This window comes from Microbacterium horticulturae, assembly GCF_029094505.1.
Taxonomy (GTDB): Bacteria; Actinomycetota; Actinomycetes; order Actinomycetales; family Microbacteriaceae; genus Microbacterium; species Microbacterium horticulturae.
In genome coordinates this window covers 1,277,586-1,293,241 of record NZ_CP119108.1, presented here as the reverse complement: position 1 = coordinate 1,293,241, position 15,656 = coordinate 1,277,586, and the positions used below count along the sequence as shown (strand labels likewise).

18 protein-coding genes are annotated in these 15,656 nt (G+C 70.2%); 9 read left to right on the top strand and 9 right to left on the bottom strand.

Translation table 11 applies throughout. The features are described 5' to 3' along the window. Window positions 1-75: 75 nt before the first annotated feature. The gene (locus PU630_RS06075) at window positions 76-1,203 is read left to right on the top strand and encodes a serine hydrolase domain-containing protein (protein WP_275279436.1); all 1,128 of its coding nucleotides are present in this window, start codon (window positions 76-78) and stop codon (window positions 1,201-1,203) included. A 46-nt stretch (window positions 1,204-1,249) separates the two neighbouring features. Here the strand turns inward: PU630_RS06075 and PU630_RS06070 are convergent, their stop codons facing one another. Continuing rightward, complete coding sequence (locus tag PU630_RS06070) at window positions 1,250-2,209, bottom strand: quinone oxidoreductase family protein (protein WP_275279435.1); 960 nt, start codon at window positions 2,207-2,209, stop codon at window positions 1,250-1,252. Between the two features lie 79 nt (window positions 2,210-2,288). Between PU630_RS06070 and PU630_RS06065 the strand changes: the two genes are divergently transcribed. After that, window positions 2,289-2,894 carry a TetR family transcriptional regulator gene (locus tag PU630_RS06065; protein WP_275279434.1) on the top strand — a complete coding sequence of 202 codons (606 nt, stop codon included), beginning with the start codon at window positions 2,289-2,291 and terminating at the stop codon, window positions 2,892-2,894. A gap of 61 nt (window positions 2,895-2,955) precedes the next feature. Here the strand turns inward: PU630_RS06065 and PU630_RS06060 are convergent, their stop codons facing one another. Together PU630_RS06060 and PU630_RS17385 are read right to left on the bottom strand one after the other, a co-directional pair. Further along, window positions 2,956-3,948, bottom strand: coding sequence for an aldo/keto reductase (locus tag PU630_RS06060; protein ID WP_275279433.1), 993 nt, complete (start codon window positions 3,946-3,948; stop codon window positions 2,956-2,958). A 50-nt stretch (window positions 3,949-3,998) separates the two neighbouring features. Continuing rightward, window positions 3,999-5,300: a DUF2809 domain-containing protein gene (locus tag PU630_RS17385; protein ID WP_343075856.1), complete on the bottom strand. Its 1,302-nt coding sequence runs from the start codon at window positions 5,298-5,300 to the stop codon at window positions 3,999-4,001. A 200-nt stretch (window positions 5,301-5,500) separates the two neighbouring features. Between PU630_RS17385 and PU630_RS06045 the strand changes: the two genes are divergently transcribed. Both PU630_RS06045 and PU630_RS06040 read left to right on the top strand, forming a co-directional pair. Then, window positions 5,501-5,980 carry an OsmC family peroxiredoxin gene (locus PU630_RS06045; RefSeq protein ID WP_275279432.1) on the top strand — a complete coding sequence of 160 codons (480 nt, stop codon included), beginning with the start codon at window positions 5,501-5,503 and terminating at the stop codon, window positions 5,978-5,980. Between the two features lie 7 nt (window positions 5,981-5,987). Continuing rightward, window positions 5,988-6,455: a hemerythrin domain-containing protein gene (locus PU630_RS06040; RefSeq protein WP_275279431.1), complete on the top strand. Its 468-nt coding sequence runs from the start codon at window positions 5,988-5,990 to the stop codon at window positions 6,453-6,455. Here PU630_RS06040 and PU630_RS06035 read toward each other — a convergent pair. Together PU630_RS06035 and PU630_RS06030 are read right to left on the bottom strand one after the other, a co-directional pair. After that, window positions 6,392-7,666: an MFS transporter gene (locus tag PU630_RS06035; RefSeq protein WP_275279430.1), complete on the bottom strand. Its 1,275-nt coding sequence runs from the start codon at window positions 7,664-7,666 to the stop codon at window positions 6,392-6,394. The two genes, PU630_RS06040 and PU630_RS06035, sit on opposite strands and share 64 nt — an antisense overlap. Beyond that, a complete protein-coding gene (locus tag PU630_RS06030) occupies window positions 7,663-8,292 on the bottom strand; it encodes a helix-turn-helix transcriptional regulator (protein WP_275279429.1) in 630 nt (209 codons plus the stop codon). Before PU630_RS06030 ends, PU630_RS06035 begins: the two co-directional genes overlap by 4 nt. A 60-nt stretch (window positions 8,293-8,352) precedes the next feature. On the opposite strand from PU630_RS06030, the gene PU630_RS06025 reads away from it, so the two are divergent. From PU630_RS06025 to PU630_RS06005, 5 genes are all read left to right on the top strand, one after another. Then, window positions 8,353-8,892 (top strand): DUF488 domain-containing protein, encoded by a 540-nt coding sequence (locus PU630_RS06025; protein WP_275279428.1) that lies wholly within the window; start codon window positions 8,353-8,355, stop codon window positions 8,890-8,892. Next, window positions 8,885-9,379: an O-acetyl-ADP-ribose deacetylase gene (locus PU630_RS06020; RefSeq protein ID WP_275279427.1), complete on the top strand. Its 495-nt coding sequence runs from the start codon at window positions 8,885-8,887 to the stop codon at window positions 9,377-9,379. Before PU630_RS06025 ends, PU630_RS06020 begins: the two co-directional genes overlap by 8 nt. 192 nt (window positions 9,380-9,571) lie before the next feature. Continuing rightward, a complete protein-coding gene (locus PU630_RS06015) occupies window positions 9,572-10,108 on the top strand; it encodes a hypothetical protein (RefSeq protein ID WP_275279426.1) in 537 nt (178 codons plus the stop codon). Between the two features lie 28 nt (window positions 10,109-10,136). Next, window positions 10,137-10,706: a signal peptidase I gene (locus PU630_RS06010; RefSeq protein WP_275279425.1), complete on the top strand. Its 570-nt coding sequence runs from the start codon at window positions 10,137-10,139 to the stop codon at window positions 10,704-10,706. Beyond that, window positions 10,703-11,563, top strand: a complete 861-nt coding sequence (locus tag PU630_RS06005) for a hypothetical protein (RefSeq protein WP_275279424.1) — start codon at window positions 10,703-10,705, stop codon at window positions 11,561-11,563. Before PU630_RS06010 ends, PU630_RS06005 begins: the two co-directional genes overlap by 4 nt. Before the next feature lie 6 nt (window positions 11,564-11,569). Here the strand turns inward: PU630_RS06005 and PU630_RS06000 are convergent, their stop codons facing one another. Genes PU630_RS06000 through PU630_RS05985 form a run of 4 tightly spaced genes read right to left on the bottom strand, consistent with a single transcriptional unit; the run spans window position 11,570 to window position 15,636 of the window. Then, on the bottom strand, window positions 11,570-12,256 hold the full coding sequence (locus PU630_RS06000) for a lipoate--protein ligase family protein (protein ID WP_275279423.1): 687 nt from the start codon (window positions 12,254-12,256) through the stop codon (window positions 11,570-11,572). Then, window positions 12,253-13,707 carry an MFS transporter gene (locus PU630_RS05995; RefSeq protein WP_275279422.1) on the bottom strand — a complete coding sequence of 485 codons (1,455 nt, stop codon included), beginning with the start codon at window positions 13,705-13,707 and terminating at the stop codon, window positions 12,253-12,255. The genes PU630_RS06000 and PU630_RS05995 overlap by 4 nt, the downstream gene beginning before the upstream one ends. 20 nt (window positions 13,708-13,727) lie before the next feature. Beyond that, on the bottom strand, window positions 13,728-14,618 hold the full coding sequence (locus PU630_RS05990) for a L,D-transpeptidase (RefSeq protein WP_275279421.1): 891 nt from the start codon (window positions 14,616-14,618) through the stop codon (window positions 13,728-13,730). Between the two features lie 37 nt (window positions 14,619-14,655). Then, on the bottom strand, window positions 14,656-15,636 hold the full coding sequence (locus PU630_RS05985) for an NAD-dependent epimerase/dehydratase family protein (protein ID WP_275279420.1): 981 nt from the start codon (window positions 15,634-15,636) through the stop codon (window positions 14,656-14,658). Between the last annotated feature and the right edge of the window lie 20 nt (window positions 15,637-15,656).

Genomic DNA, 15,656 nt, shown 5'->3' with positions numbered 1-15,656 from the left:
CGCGGACACAGTCCCCACACAGGAAACATTAGAGGCATCTCATGTTCAGTGTCAAGCGCGTGGCAGAGTGGACACGTGCGTGAAACCGAACTCGACACCGCCGTCGACGCAGCCGTCGAGGCGGGCGCTCCCCTCGTCATCGCCGGCGTCACAGATGCCGCGGCGACGCAATACCTGCACGCCACCGGCGCCACCACCGACACGGTGATCGCGCTTTACTCGGCTACCAAGGCGTTCACCGCGACCGCTGCGCTGCAATGCGTCGAAGACGGACTGATCGACCTCGATGCGCCCGCGCGCGAGTACGTGCCGGAGATCGCCGCGCTGCAGGTGCTCGAAGACCTCGGCGACGACGGCACCGTGCGCACCCGGCCGCCGACGCGCGACATCACCCCGCGCATGCTGCTGTTGCACACCTCGGGGCTCGCCTACGACATGTTCGACAAGCGCTACGCCGTGCTCGGGCGGGAGCGGATGCGGCATCCCTCCTCCACTCCCCTCTGGGACTCGATCCAGACGCCGCTGCTGCACGACCCCGGCGAACGCTGGACGTACGGCACATCGATGGACTGGATGGGCCTGATCATCGCCGCCGTGCGCGGGCAGCGGCTCGAAGACGTCTTCGCCGAGCGGATCTATGCCCCCTGCGGTATGACGTCGACGTCGTTCGACGTCACCGCCGAGATGCGCTCGCGACTGTCACCGGTGTATCGCCACCAGCGCGATGGCTCGGTGGTCGCGACCAAGGTGTCACCGCCCGATACCCCCGAGCTCGACATGGGTGGACAAGGACTGTTCTCGACCGTGCCCGATCTGCTTGCGCTGCTGCGCGTGTGGCTCGGCGACGGCTCGGCGCCCGGAGGCCGCGTGCTGCACCCCGAAACCCTTGCCTGGGCGACGCAGGGCGCGCCCGGAGTCGTCGTCACTCCCCTGCCGTCGGCGATCCCCGCGCTCACGCGCGAGGCCGACTTCTTTCCGGGCGCACGCAAGAGCTGGGCATACTCGTTTCTGCGTAATGACGACGACGTGCCCGGCGGGCGCCGGGCGGGCTCGCTCACCTGGGCGGGGCTGGCGAACGTCTTCTACTGGATCGACCGCACCTCAGGCGTCGCCGCAGTGTGGGCGACGCAGCTGCTGCCCTTCTTCGACCCGATCGCCGAGGAGGGCGTGGCGGCGTTCGAGCGCGGGGTGTATTCGGAGTAGGGATGCTGCGGGTCGCGGCGTTTCGGCTCGCTCAACGGCCGGAAAGTCAGTCAGGCACGATCACGAGGCGTGAGCCGCGCAGGTCGGTGCGCTGCCAGGCCTCGGCGATTCGGCTCAGTGGCATGGTCGTGACATCTATGACGAGTTCGCCGCTGCGCACCCACTCCACGACCTGCGCGTACGCGTCGGCCATGCCCGCCATCAGGTTGCGCGCGGCTCCGTAGATCTCCAGCCCCGAAGTGCGCACCGCCCGCGCAGGCAGCTCGAACGCGTCACCGGCCGCTTCGCCCACCTGCACGAGCCGCACGGGCTTGCCGATAGCGAACGTCTCGGGGATGAGCGCCTCGCAGAGCATGCGCGTCGGACGCCCCCAGAGAAAGTCGACGACGACGTCGTAGCCGTCGCCCGCCGCATCGCGGTACGCGCGGACGAGATCATCGTCAGACACGCTCGTGTCGATGACCGCGTCGGCACCGAGGTCGGCGAGGGAAGCCAGGGCCGCGGCATCCCGCCCCGTCGCCACGATGCGCCCCGCGCCGAGAAGCCGTGCGATCTGCACGGCGAGGCGACCGGCGACGCCGGTGGCTCCCTGTACGAGCACCGTCTCACCCGGCTGCAGGCCGGCCGCGGTCTTCATGCTCATCCCGGTGATCGCGGTAGCGAGCGTTGCCGCCGTCGACGGCTCGATGCCGTCGGGAATCGGCGCCCAGTGCCCCTCGGGCACGACGACGTACTCGGCGAGTGCACCGTGCGGCGGCTCGATCCCACCGAAGCCGACGAGCGTGCCGTCGGCGGTACGCCCGACGCCGTCGAAACACGGCACGGCGGGCAACGCGGCCTGGAACGGTGCGGCCGTGTAGTGCGTGCCCGCGACGATCGCGCGGTCGACGTTCTCGACAGGCACCGCCTCGACGCGCAGCAGGGCCTGACCCTCGACCGGGTTCGGATCATCCACGTCGCGGTACTCGGGAACTCCCCCGCGGTGATCGACGACTGCTGCCTTCATGTCTGTCTCCTGTCCCTCTCGAACACCGTTCGAGAGATACAGTATCTCACACTGTTCGAGTGCGAAAGCGGGGGCCGACGTGGCACTGACGCGGGATGCCGTGGTGGACGCGGCTCTCGCGCTCCTCGACGCCGATGGGCTCGACGCGGTGACCATGCGCGCCCTGGCCCGGCGTGCGGGCGTGACGGCCTCCACGCTGTACTGGCATGTCCGCGACAAGGAGGATCTCCAGGTCGTGCTGGCCGACCGCATCATGGCGCCGGCGCTACGTGCCCTTCCCCAGATAGCACCGGCGACGAACGACCGGCAGTGGCTGTTCGCGGCATCCACCGCCCTTCGCGACGCCCTGCGCGCGCACCGCGACGGCGCGCGCGTCGTAGCCGGTTCGCGCGACTCGCTCGGTCGCGCCGAGTTCTCCGACGCGGCCATGGCCGCACTCGTCGCGCGTGGCGTGCCCCTCGCCGACGCCCGCATTCGCGTGCTCGCCGCCGAGCGCTTCACCGTGGGATACGTGCTAGACGAACAGGCTCCGACCCCGACCGCTGCGCCGCCCGACCTCGCCGAACTCGAACGGCGTATGCCGACAGCGACCCAGGCGATCCGCGAGTACTTCGCCGCCGGGCGCACCGCCGAAGATGTCTTCATCGATACGCTGCGCAGCGTGGTGGGAATGGATCGCGGCTGAGGGGCCGCTTCGACTCGCCGCCTGGCTCAGCGACCGGCAACGCGAGCGGGCGCGCCGAACGTCACCACAGCGGGTGGATGTCGGCGCGCAGGCGCCGGTCGTACACGTCGTGCACCACCGCGTCGAACGCATCGAGGTCGAGCCCGCCGTCGAGCAGCGCGCCGGCCTCGGCGTTCGCGGTCGCCTGCGCGACGTTGCGCGCGCCGGGGATCACCGTCGTCACTCCGGGGCGCGAGGCGATCCAGGCGAGGGATGCCGCCGGCAGACTCACCCCGTCGGGCAATGCCGCGGCGAGTTCGCGCGCGGCATCCAGCCCCGTCTCATAGTCGACGCCCGAGAACGTCTCGCCGCGGTCGAACGCCTCGCCGTGCCGGTTGAAGCTGCGGTGGTCGTCGGCGGCGAACGTCGTCTTCTCCGTGTACTTGCCGCTGAGCAAGCCCGAGGCCAGCGGCACCCGCGCGAAGATCGCGACGCCTGCTGCCTGCGCCGCGGGCAGCACCTCGTCGAGCGGCTTCAGACGGAACGGGTTGAAGATGATCTGCACGTTCGTCACACCGGGGTGCGCGATGACCGCGAGCGCCTGCGCGCAGGTCTCGACCGAGACGCCGTAGGCGGCGATGGCACCGTCGGCCACCAGCGCATCGAGCGCCTCATACGTCGCGTCGTTCTCGACGACCGCCGTGGGCGGGCAGTGCAGCTGCACGAGGTCGAGCGTGTCGACGCCGAGGTTGCGGCGGCTGCGGTCGGTCCATGCGCGGAAGTTCTCGGGCGTGTAGTTCTCGGGCACCTGGTCGACACGGCGGCCCATCTTCGTCGCGACCGTGAGGCCGTGGCCCGCTCGTGCGGCGAGGAACTGCCCGATGAGCGACTCCGAGCGCCCGTCGCCGTAGACGTCGGCCGTGTCGAACAGGGTCACGCCGTGGTCGACGGATGCCGACAGCACCGCGAGCGCGTCATCTTCGGCCACCGCTCCCCAGTCGGCACCCAGTTGCCAGGTGCCGAGCCCGATGGCGGAGACGTCACGGCCGGTGCGGGAAAGCGGGTTGTGTCGCATGGTTCAAGACTGGCACGGATGCGCCCGGCGTTGCGACTCGCTGCGCTCGCTCACCGGCCGGGAGCCACCGATGCCGCGCGCAGGGCGCGGGCGCTCCAGCGACCGTCGTGGTGCGCGACGCCGATGGGGTGCTCGAACGCGCGGCTCACGGTCTCGGTCGTGACGGTCTCGTGGATGGGGCCGGATGCCACGATCCGACCGCGTCCGATGAGCAGGGCGTGCGAGGTGCTCTCGGGCAGCTCCTCGAGGTGGTGCGTTACAAGCACCGAGGCGAGTTCGGGCAGTTCCACCGAGAGATGGTCGACGGTCTCGAGCAGCTGCTCGCGGGCCGCGACATCCAGCCCCGTCGTCGGCTCGTCGAGAAGCAGCAACCGTGGCTCGGGCGCGAGCGCCCGCGCGATGAGGGCCCGTCCGCGCTCGCCCTGCGACATCGTCGGCCACACCGCGTCGCGCCGCTCGGCCAGCCCCACCTGGGCGATGCGCGCGTGTGCCGCCTCGAGCTGGGCGGCCGTGGGCTCCCACCGCAGCGGCGTGTCGATCGTGCCGGTGAACCCGGTGAGCACGACCTCTTCGACGGTCATGGGCGAGCGGACGGGATGCCGCGGGTTCACGTGCCCGATGCGCCGTCGCAGCTCTTGCAGGTCGACGCGCCCGAGCCTGCTGCCGAGCACCTCGACGGCGCCGCTGGTCGGGTGCGCACTCGCGCCGCACATGCTGAGGATCGTGCTCTTGCCGGCGCCGTTCGGGCCCAGCAGCGCCCAGTGCTCGCCCGCGGCGACCTCGAACGAGATGTCGTCGAGAATGAGCCGCCCGTTGCGCCGGAAGGTCACATCGTGCAGCGACAGGACGGTCATGCGAGGTTCTCCGCGAGTTCGGCGAGATGGGAGCGGGTGCGGGATGCCGCGGCCGCGGCGTCGCGCGCGGCGACGGCCTCGACGATCCCGCCGGGAGTGGGAGCTCAGCCAGCGCGAGGCTAGCGCGTCGACCGCCGTGAGCACCGCGGCGGTGCCGACGTAGAGCGCGATATCGCGGGGGTCGAAGCCCGTGCCGAGCACGAGCATGATCGGTGGGAACACGGCGCCCGCGGCGAGGGGCACGCCGGTGAGCTGAAAGAGCTCGACGGCCACGCACCAACCTGCGGCGGTGGCTCCCACCGCGAGCGGGCGTAGGCGCGGTGCGACGATCACCACGGCCAGGTAGGCGACGACCGCGTAGAGCACGTCGCCGGAGATGTCGGAGAGCGTGCCGGGCGGCATCCCGTAGTGGATGCCGAGTCCCGCCGCGATCGCGCAGAGCAGGAGGATGAGCGCGGTGAGGCGTCGGCGCACGACGATCTGTGGGTGCGAAGTCACGGGGTGAGCGTAGCGATGGGGCCCGATCACGCGCCGGAAGGACGCGAGCCCGACCCAACGGTGAGGGTGCAGCGGGTCGCCGAGAGATAGGGAGGCAACCGCATCCTCGTCCACCCGGTGCACCCTCACCGATCTCGGGAGCGCCGAGCCCGGCATCCACCTCCCCTGCAGCGCCGTCCCGCGATAGAGTGTTTTCCACAGTGTTCACTGTGGAAAACTTCGACGATGGGAGCGATATGAGCATCGCGGTACGCAATGCGACGACGACGTGGGACGGGGCGCTCGCCTCGGGCACCGGAACGTTCGGTTCGACCAGCAGCGGCGCGCTCGACGACCAGGAGGTCACCTGGGTCTCGCGCACCGAGGCGCCCGGCGGAAAGACGAGCCCCGAAGAGCTGCTCGCCGCCGCCCACTCCTCCTGCTTCTCCATGGCCCTCGCGCTCACACTCGGCGAGCACAAGATCACGCCGACCCGCCTGGTCGTCAGCGCCGAGGTGCATCTCGACCCGGTCGAGGGCGTGCCGACCATCACGACCTCGAACATCAGCGTGCACGGAACCGTGCCGGGTGTGGATGCCGCAGCCTTCGCCGACCTCGTCGACGAAGCCGCGAAGCTCTGCCCCGTGTCGCGGCTGTTCGCCGGCGCGACGATCTCGGTCGACGCGCACCTCGACGAGTGATCGACCGATGAGCGACGGCACGGTACTGGCCGACGCGCTCACCAGGGAGCATCACGACATCGACACCGGAATCGAGGCCTACCTGACGGGCCTCGATTCCGGAGGCGACGCCGCTCCCCTGCACACGGCGATGCACGCCCTGCGGCGACACATCTACCTGGAGGAAACGTTCTTGTTCCCGCCGCTGCGTGCCGGCGGCCTGATGATGGCCATCATGGTCATGGAGCGGGAGCACGGCGAGCTGTGGCGCGCGATGGATGCGCTGGAGCACACCCTGGTCGCTCCCCGCGACCCGGAGGAGCTGCGCGATGCGTGCCGCAGTCTGCTCGCCCTGCTCGACGATCACAACAGCAAGGAAGAGCCGGTCGTCTACCCGCGCGCGGATGCAGACCTGACCGACCAGCAGCGCACTCAGCTCGCGGCGTTCCTCGAGTCGGGCACGTTCCCCGACGGCTGGGTCTGCGCCAAGACCTGAGCGGAGCGCGACAGCACCAGGTTCGCGACCCCGGCGGCCACGACGACCGCCGCGGAGACGATCGGCGCGATCAGCGCCGCCGGGGTCCCGAATCGCTGTGCGAGCTCGCCGGTGACCGCCGAGCTCAGCGACTGGCCCACGATGACAGCCGAGCCCAGGATCGCCATGACAGTCGATGAGCGGCCCACCGGGCTGCGCTCGGCTCCGATGCTGTACTGCGTGACGAGGGTCGGGCCGATGCCGAGCCCCATGATCGCGAGCACGACGGCCATGCCGCCGATGCCCGACACGAACGGCAGCGCCAGCGAGCCCACGAAGATCACCGCGCCGAAGCTCAGCCACCGCCACGCACGCGTGAAGCGCTCGGGGAACACGGCCACCCCCAGGGCGAGCGATGCCGACCCGATTCCCATCACACCGTAGAGCAGGCCCGCCTGCTCGCTGATGCCCCGGTCTTCCATGAACGCGGTCAGCGCGGTGAGCATCGCGCCGAAGAAGAACCCGACGCCGAGAATGCCGACCACGACCACCACGAGCGCGGGGCGGAACAGCTCGGAGACCGGACCGGCCGTCGTCCCGTGCGACCGCGTCTGCGCCGGCGGCGCCGTCGGGTGCAGGGCGAACGCGCTGACGAACACGACGGTCAGCACAGCGGCGCCGACGAGCGGTGCCCACGGCGACAGGAGTGAGGCGAGGATGCCGACGATGAACGGCCCGAACACGAACACCGTCTCGTCGGCCGCCGATTCGTACGCCATCGTCGAGTTGAACACTCGCTCGCGACGGCGGCGATCGATGCGCAGGGCGATGATCGTGACCAGGCGCGCCCGCGACAGCGGTGCGACCTGCGGAGCGGTCGCCCCGATGAGGAACGCTCCGACGAGCATCACCGCGTCGGGCACCGGGCTGTACACCAGCCAGGCGAAGCCGGCGAGCACGATGCCGTTCGCGATGCCGACGGTCAGCAGCACCGGTCGCTGGCCGAACCGATCAGAGGCCGCGCCCAGCAACGGCCCGAAGCAGGCGGTGCCCAGCCCCACGGCCGCGGAGTTCAGGCCGCCCAGAGAGAGCGATCCGCGTGCGGAGACCACGAGTGTGAGCACGCCGACGACCATCATCGCGAACGGGAGCCGTGCGATGAACGCGATCACGAAGTAGGGCAGACCGACCTGCCGCAGCAGACCCGGCGCCGGTGCGTCGGCGTCGCTCATGCGGTGTGCGCCGCCAGATGCGCGGTGCACACGTCGGGGTCTTCACGGCGTTCGAGACTCTCGACCGTCGTCTCGCCGCCCCAGGTCTGCAGGGCACCCTGCATGAGACCGAGGTGCACGGAGCACACCACGTCGGGGTGCTCGCGCGCGAGTTCGAAGAAGGGGCACCGGCACACGTCGACTCGACCGTCGGCCGTGCACGCCCGCGGCTGAAAGCCCACCCGTTCGAGCAGGTTCACCAAGCCCTCGACAGGTTCTTGCACGGGCGCGCGCTCGGCCTCGCGCCGCCCCCAGCGCCTGCCCGCCTCGAGCGCCGCGCGCTGCGGCTGCTCGGATTCGGCGAGCTCGTCCACGAGGATCTCGGCGAGCATCCGGTACCGGCCGGGACCGGCGTCGGGCTCTTGGCACGCGCGGCGGAACAGCTGCGCCGGCCGCCCCGGGCTGCCGCGCCCGTCGGTCGTGCGCTCGACCCGCCCCTCGGCGAGCAGCTTGTCGAGATGCAGCCGGACCGTGTTCGGATGCGTACCCAGGCGAGCGGCGAGCGTTGCTACTGTGAGCGGCTCGTCTGCTTCGTCGAGAAGGCGCAGCACGTCTTCTCGTCGGCTGGCCCGGATGCCGGTTGCCATGACCGCCATCCTACCGAGCGCAGAGCCCCCTGGCTCCGTTCGGGTCGTAGAGTCGGGACCATGGGCGACGCGACAGTGTGGACCATCGGCCACTCGACACGCACAGTCGACGAGTTCGTCGAGCTGCTGACCCAGCATGGCGCACACGGCATCGTCGACGTGCGCACCATGCCCCGCTCGCGGCACACCCCGCAGTTCAACGAGGACGTCTTCGGTCCCGAACTCGGCAGCCGAGGCATCCCGTACCGTCACCTGAGTGCGCTCGGAGGCCTGCGGCATACCCACAAGGACTCGATCAACACCGGGTGGCGCAATGCGAGCTTCCGCGGCTACGCCGACTACATGCAGACGCCCGAGTTCGCGGCCGGCATCGACGAGCTGCTCGAGATCGCCGCCGAGACGCCGACCGCGATCATGTGTGCCGAGGCGGTTCCGTGGCGCTGCCACCGCTCGCTCATCGGCGACGCGCTGCTGGTGCGGGGTGTGCGCGTGCTCGACATCATCGGCGCGGGCGAGGCGCGCGCCGAGACGGTCACGTCGTTCGCGCACGTCGACGGACTGACCATCACCTACCCGGGGACGGACGACAGCAATGCCTGAGCTCATCGCCGTGCAGGGCGACATCACCGCCCGAGAGGTCGACGCCGTCGTCAACGCGGCCAACAACGCCATGCGCGGCGGCGGCGGGGTCGACGGCGCCATCCATCGCGTCGGAGGGCCGGCCGTTCTCCGCGACTGCATCGCCCGCTTTCCCGCGGGACTCGCCACCGGCGACGCCGGATGGACCACGGCCGGCGACCTGCCCGCACGCTGGCTCATCCACACCGTCGGCCCGAACTTCACCGCCGGGCAGCGCGACCGCTCCCTGCTCGTCTCGTGCTACCGGCGCAGCCTCGAGGTCGCCGACGAGCTGGGCGCAGCATCCCTCGCCTTTCCGCTGATCAGCGCCGGCGTGTACGGATGGCCGAAACGGGATGCCGTGGCCGCCGCCGTCGACACCATCAGAGCCGCCGACACCGGCGTGGCGGAGGTGCGTCTCGTGGGCTTCGACGAGGCCGCATACGAGCTGATCTCGCACGCGCTCTGAACGCCCGCGCGGCGCCTCGCGGTCGATGACACCCACGAATTGTGGGTTGAATCCGTTCACTGGAAATTCTCTGGGAAAACTGTCGCGCGCTCTTTCGTGTGGTCTGACCACAGTCCTACACTGGGTCTCGCGCACACAAGTGCAATCCACAAGAGCTCCATAAGAGCTCCACGAGAACTGAAGAAGGACAGAATGAACACCACCAGTGATCAGAAGAAGCGGCGCAACAACACCCTCCGCATCGCGGCAGGCGCTCTCGCATTCCTCGGCATCGGGGCAGCCGTCACGACGGCAGCCTGGACCGACCAGGTCTGGTTCGCCGCCGACGCGGACGTCGCGACCTTCAACCTGCAAGCGTCTCTGTCGCCCGACGGCGACTGGGACGAATACCAGACGCAGGACGGCGCGCTGGAGATTCCGCTCCAGACGTCGCAGTTCGGCGAACTGCTGCCGGGCGAAGCCCCGCTGACGACCACGGTGTACATCAAGAACGCCTCATCGGTCCCCGTCACGCTCACCGCCGAGGGCACCCCCACCGGCGAACTGTTCACCGCCGCCGACGCCACCACGACAATCGACGAGAGCATCAACACTCCCGAGTTGGCCGCGGGTGACATCACCCCGGTGACGGTGACCCTCACCCCGGGTGACATCCCGCAGACACTGGCCGGCGCCACCGGCGCGTACGTCTTGCAGGTCTCGGCCAGCACCGAGACCATCGCCGAGTAATCCGCTGACCGACGCGGGGGGAATCGACATGGCTGAGGGCATCATGAGCGTTCTACGGCGGATCGGCGCGCTCGCGCTGTGGCTGCTGGCGATCGCAGGCGTCCTATGCGGCGGCCTGTGGGTCGCGCACGCGGCCGGCCTCGTGCAGCCGCTCGTCGTCGCGTCGGGGTCGATGACACCGGCGTTCGTGAGGGGCGATCTGCTGCTGGCCACCCCCACGTCGGCCACTGACCTGGCCGTCGGCGAGGTCACGTCGTTGCCCAACCCGCAGACCGGCGTGCTGGTGAGCCACCGCGTGATATCGGTGTCCACCAGCGGCGACACCGTCACGGTCGAGATGAAGGGCGACGCCAACCGCGTCGCAGACCCCGATCCGTATATCGTGCCCGCGGACGAGACCGTGTGGCAGCCCATCATCACGATCCCCGGCGCGGGCGCCGTCGTGACGTCGCTCATGCGGCCCAGCGTCGCCATCCCCCTCGCCGCAGGCATGGCCGGGCTGGTCATGCTCGCCCTGATTCCCCGGTCTGCGCGCGACGACGAGAAGTCCGCTCGTGCCACCGAAACACGCCGGCAGCCCGCGGCGGCGGCCCGATGATGATCGCGCGTCGCGTCATCGCCCTCGCGGTGTCGGTGGTCACGGCGGTCCTCACTGCCGGAAGCTTCCTGGCCACCGACGCCGCATGGACCGATTCCAGCTACGTCACGGTGCAGGCCACGGCGGCGGGATCAACCGACCCGACGCCCATCGGCCCGCTCACGCCGGGCGATGAGACGATCATCGGCATACCGGATTGGAATGTGCCCGACGAGAACAGCTGGGGCTTCTGCAGCACCTTCACCGTCTCCACCGAATCGAGCGAACCAGTGACCTGGTCGGTCATCATCGACATGACCCGAGCACCGTACGCCGGCGCCACCATGCAGGGCGACGCGAGCTACACAAAGCTGCGCGGAATGTGGCCCGCGAAGGTCGTCGCGGACCCAGACGACGATTCGCAGGCACTCCTGGTGGGCGAAAGCGGGCAGGAGACCGTCGTCGCGGGGCAGCCCCGCAGCGTCGGCATCTGCATCGACAATCCGCTCATCCGACCGCCTGGCGACTCGTCCTGGTACGACGTCTCCGTCGAACACGGCACGTCGTGGGGCGCCCCCGAGGCGTGTCTCGACGTGACCTTCACGGGCAAGCAGGACCTCGACACGTACCCCTTCTACTTCGGCTGGGAGACGACACTCGACCTGTCCGAGCCTCTCGCGCTGCTGGCAGATGCCGGTGTGACGCCAGACGGCATAGCGTGGTCGCCCGACCCATCGCAGGGATACAACTACAACGCCACGGCGCTCGACGACGGCCGCGTACCCACGAAGTATCGACTGACGAGCGGGTTGGCCGACTCCATTCGCGGCACGGAGTCCTTCACCCTCACCGCCTGTGTTCGCGGACACACCGGCTAGCCGCCATCACATCTGGCCGAGCGCACCGATCAAGGCGTCTTCGACGGCGGCGCGATCGAGAGGGGATGCCGCGGCCGGCACCTCGTCGCGCAGAGTGCCGAAGGTCGCGGCATCCCATTCCAATCCGAGAGCCGCATTCACCGCGACCAGCACGTCGACCAGGTGCGCGACGCTACCGAGGGCGACCATGCCCGACAGCAGGCGCGCCCCGCGCACGGCCCGCTGCGAGGTGCCGATGAGCTTGACGGCGCCCCGCGCGTTGACACTGAACTCGCCGGGGCAGTACTCCCCCGGCACCTCGCCGACACGGGCATCGGCGCCCAGCCGGTGCATGGCAGCCACCAGCGCTTCGCCGACGCGGAGGAAGAATGCCCGCTGATCGGCCAGCTCCGGTTCCCGCTCGATGACGTCGAACACGAGGCACGAGGAATCGTAGGCGACCGCGCGGCCGCCGGTCGGCCGGATCACCGGTGTGAAGCCCCGGTCGGCGGCGGCCTGCGAAGCGAGGTCGAACCCGGGCATCCGGCTCTCCCGCCTGCTCATCGCCACGGTCGGCAGCGGCGCGTACACGCGCACGACACGGTCGTCGCGCATGGTTCCGACGGCGACGGCGCGCAAGAGCTCGACAGACAGCTCGAGGTCGGCCGCGGCATCCCGCGCCTTCTCACCACGCAGGACGAGGGTGGATGTCACAGCCAGGCGTTCCCGTGCCGCTGGCGCAGGTCGCGGAACGCGACGCCGAGAGAGAGCAGGACCACGACGACGATCACGAGGAAGCCGACGATGAACGCGCCCGCCCACGTGGTGACCGCCAGCACCGCGTACACGACCGCCGTGATGATCGCGATGCCCATCGAGGTGCCGACGCGCTGACCCGTCTGCATGATGCCGCCCGAACTGCCCGCGTACTGCAGTGGCACTTCAGCGAGGGTGAGCGCCTGGTTGGGACTGATGACGGCGCCCTGCGCGATGCCGATGAACGACAGACTCAGCAGCAGCCACCACTCGCTCACCAGGTCCTGGGCGTGCAGCCACACGACGAGCACGCTCAGCACCAGGCCCAGCACCGCACTGAACAGACCCCCGATGACGACCTTGCGGCCGAGGCGGGCCACACTGCGACCGGCCCAGAGCGCGGCGAACGCCGAGAGCACCGAGCTGGGCAGGCTCACGAAGCCGGCCTCGAGCGCCGAGTGCCCCAGCCCCTCTTGCATGTACAGCGTGACGATGACCCACACGCTCGTCACACCGAGGAAGTACAGGCTGACCAGCAGCGTGCCGTTCGCAAAGCTCGTGACGCGGAAGATGTGCAGATCGACCATGGGGGCGCGGCCGCCGTCTTTGTAGCGGTTCTCCCACCAGATCCACACGAGCAGCAGCACGACGCCGAGGGGCAGCGCCATCCACACCAGCGGCGTCGCACCCGTCTCGAGGAACGGGAACATGACGGCCAGCACGGCCAGGCCCAACAGCGCCGAGCCGATCGGATCGAGGTCGCGCGCCGGTTCCAGCTCACCCTGCGCCTTCTCGCGATTGCGGTTCAGCAGCGGTTTGGGAATCCAGATGAACGCGGCGATGATCGCGAGGATGCCGATGGGCACGTTCACGAAGAAGATCAAGCGCCACCCGGCATCCCCTCCGCCCGCCTGGATGAGCAGCCCGCCCAGCAGCGGCCCGATCGACACGGAGACACCGACCACACTGCCGAAGATGCCGAACGCGCGCCCGCGCTCGGCACCGCGGAAGTACTGCTGGATCATGCCGACCGCCTGCGGGCTGATCAGCCCCGAGCCGATGCCCATGACCGCGCGCGCGATGTTCAGGTGCAGCGGGTCGGTGGCCAGCCCCGCCCAGATCGAGCACGCGGTGAAGATCGCGGTGCCGGCGATGAACAGCGGCCCTCGGCCGTAGATGTCACCGGCACGGCCGGCGGCGACCAGCCCGATGCCGAACGTCAGCGCATAGCCAGAGAGGACCCACTGCAGCTCGGACTGCGTCGCGTGCAGACTCTGCTGGATCGTCGGCAGGGCGACGTTGATGCTGCTCACGCTCATGAGTGACATGAACAGGACGACCACGAGGACCGCGAGCACCTGCCAGCGACGCGGGTCGGGGATGTACTGCTCATCGCGCGCCTCGGTCACCGCACCACCCTACGGGACGTTCACGGACGGATGGTCACGGGTGTGCCCGGGGGCAAGGCGGCCAGTGCCGTGATCGCTGATGCGCCCAGCCGCAGGCAACCGTTCGAGATGGCCCCGGAGTGGGCGTCGTGGTAGTGGAACGCTGTGACCGCGACATCCGCTCCCCCGAAGCCGTCCAGCGCCGGCGACTGCACCGACAGATACACGACCGGACGCCCGCGCGTATAAGCGAGGCTCGGTGCCGCGCGCACCATCATGATGAAGGCGCGGCCGTGCGGCGTCGGGGTCTCTTCTCGCCCCCAGGCGAAGTCTCCGGCGATGCGTTCGCGGTCGTCGCCCCGCACTATGTCGATCCGGTGCTTCGAGATGTCCACCTCGACCTGCGCGGGAAGAGTACGTGTGGTCACGTCATCGGCACGGAGCCATCCGGTCAGTTGCCCGGCGTCGCCGTGCGAGGGAACGTGCGCGCGCCCCACCAGCAGGACCTTCACCCATCCGTCGCGGCGTTCCACGACAGGCACCGTCGTACCGCCGTACGGGTCGGTGTGCGGCAGATACGCGACCGGTTCACCGCCCGGGGATGCGAACACCGGTGCCCGATCGGCCTTCGGCCGCACGACCTCGCCGCTCAGCTTCTGAGAGGGATGCGCGTCGGTGTGCAGAGCGGGGATCAACGCGAACACATCGACCTTGGGCACCCCCGCGAGATCGTAGGTCGGCGCGGGGGTCCGCGTGGGCGTTGGGGTCGGCGACGCGGACGGCGACGGCGCCGTCATCGTCGGGGCGGCCGACGCGGGAGTGCGGGCCGCCGGTGCAGACAAGCGGGTCATGAGCACGGCTCCGCCGGCAGCCAGCAGCACGGCGACCGCGGCCACCATCGCCCAGCGCCCGGTGCGTCGTGTGCTGCCCATTTCTCCATCGTGGGCGCATCCGCAGACACCCGCAAGCTCACCGCTCGGCGAGCAGCTCGCGCTCCTCGTCGTCGGTCAGCCCCGCGCCCTGGACGACCGGGCCCGGTTCGGCGAGCACGTCGGCCAGGGTATCGGCGAGCGGGCGCAGCATGAGGCCTGCTCGCCGGGCGCGGTCGGTCACGCGCGTCGCCAGGCTCCGCGCCTGATCGCGGTCGGCGATCCACAGCGGCAGGGACCGCGGACCCATCCACTGCCCCACCTCTCGTGCGAGCAGCCACTCCTCCGCCACCGGCGTGGGCACGACCCGGCCGCCCGCGACCGTGTGGGCGAGCGCCAGATGCTCGCTGAGCGGCACCGGCTCGCCGAGCGCGTTGAACGCGCCATAGCCCGCTCCGGCGGCCAGCGCGAGCACGAACGCGGCGAGATCGCGCACGTCGACGATCGCGGTCGGCAGGTCCGCGGCATCCGGCACCAGCACCCTCCCGCGCGGATTCGACGGGCGCGCGAACCGGCGCGGCCAGTACGTCGTGCGCCCCGTCCGATCGCCGGGGCCGCCGATGAGCCCGGGTCGCACGATCGCGTGGCGCTGCGCGGGGAATGCCGTGCGAACAAGTTGCTCGCAGGCGGCCTTGGCGGGCCCGAAGTCATCCATCGTGCGCATGGCGTCGGCGGCGAGCGGTGCGAACAGCGGCGCGGACTCGTCCGCGATGCCCGCAGTCTGATCGGCGTAGGCGCTCACCGACGAGACGTACACGTATCTCGCGGCGACCGGGGCGAGGTCGCGCACCGCGCGGCGCACGTGGACGGGCTGGGTCGCGACATCCACCACCGCATCCCACCGCTGGGCCGCCAGCGGTGCGAGGGCGTCGTCGAGCTCGCGGTCGGCGCGCACGAGCGCGGCGCCCGCCGGGGCGCTCCCGCCGCGGGCGACGCATGTGACATCGTGACCGGATGCCGCGGCCAGCGTCGCCACGGCACGGCCGAGCCAGCCCGTGCCCCCGAGGACGAGAAGTCTCATGCGGCCAGTGTCGCAGACGC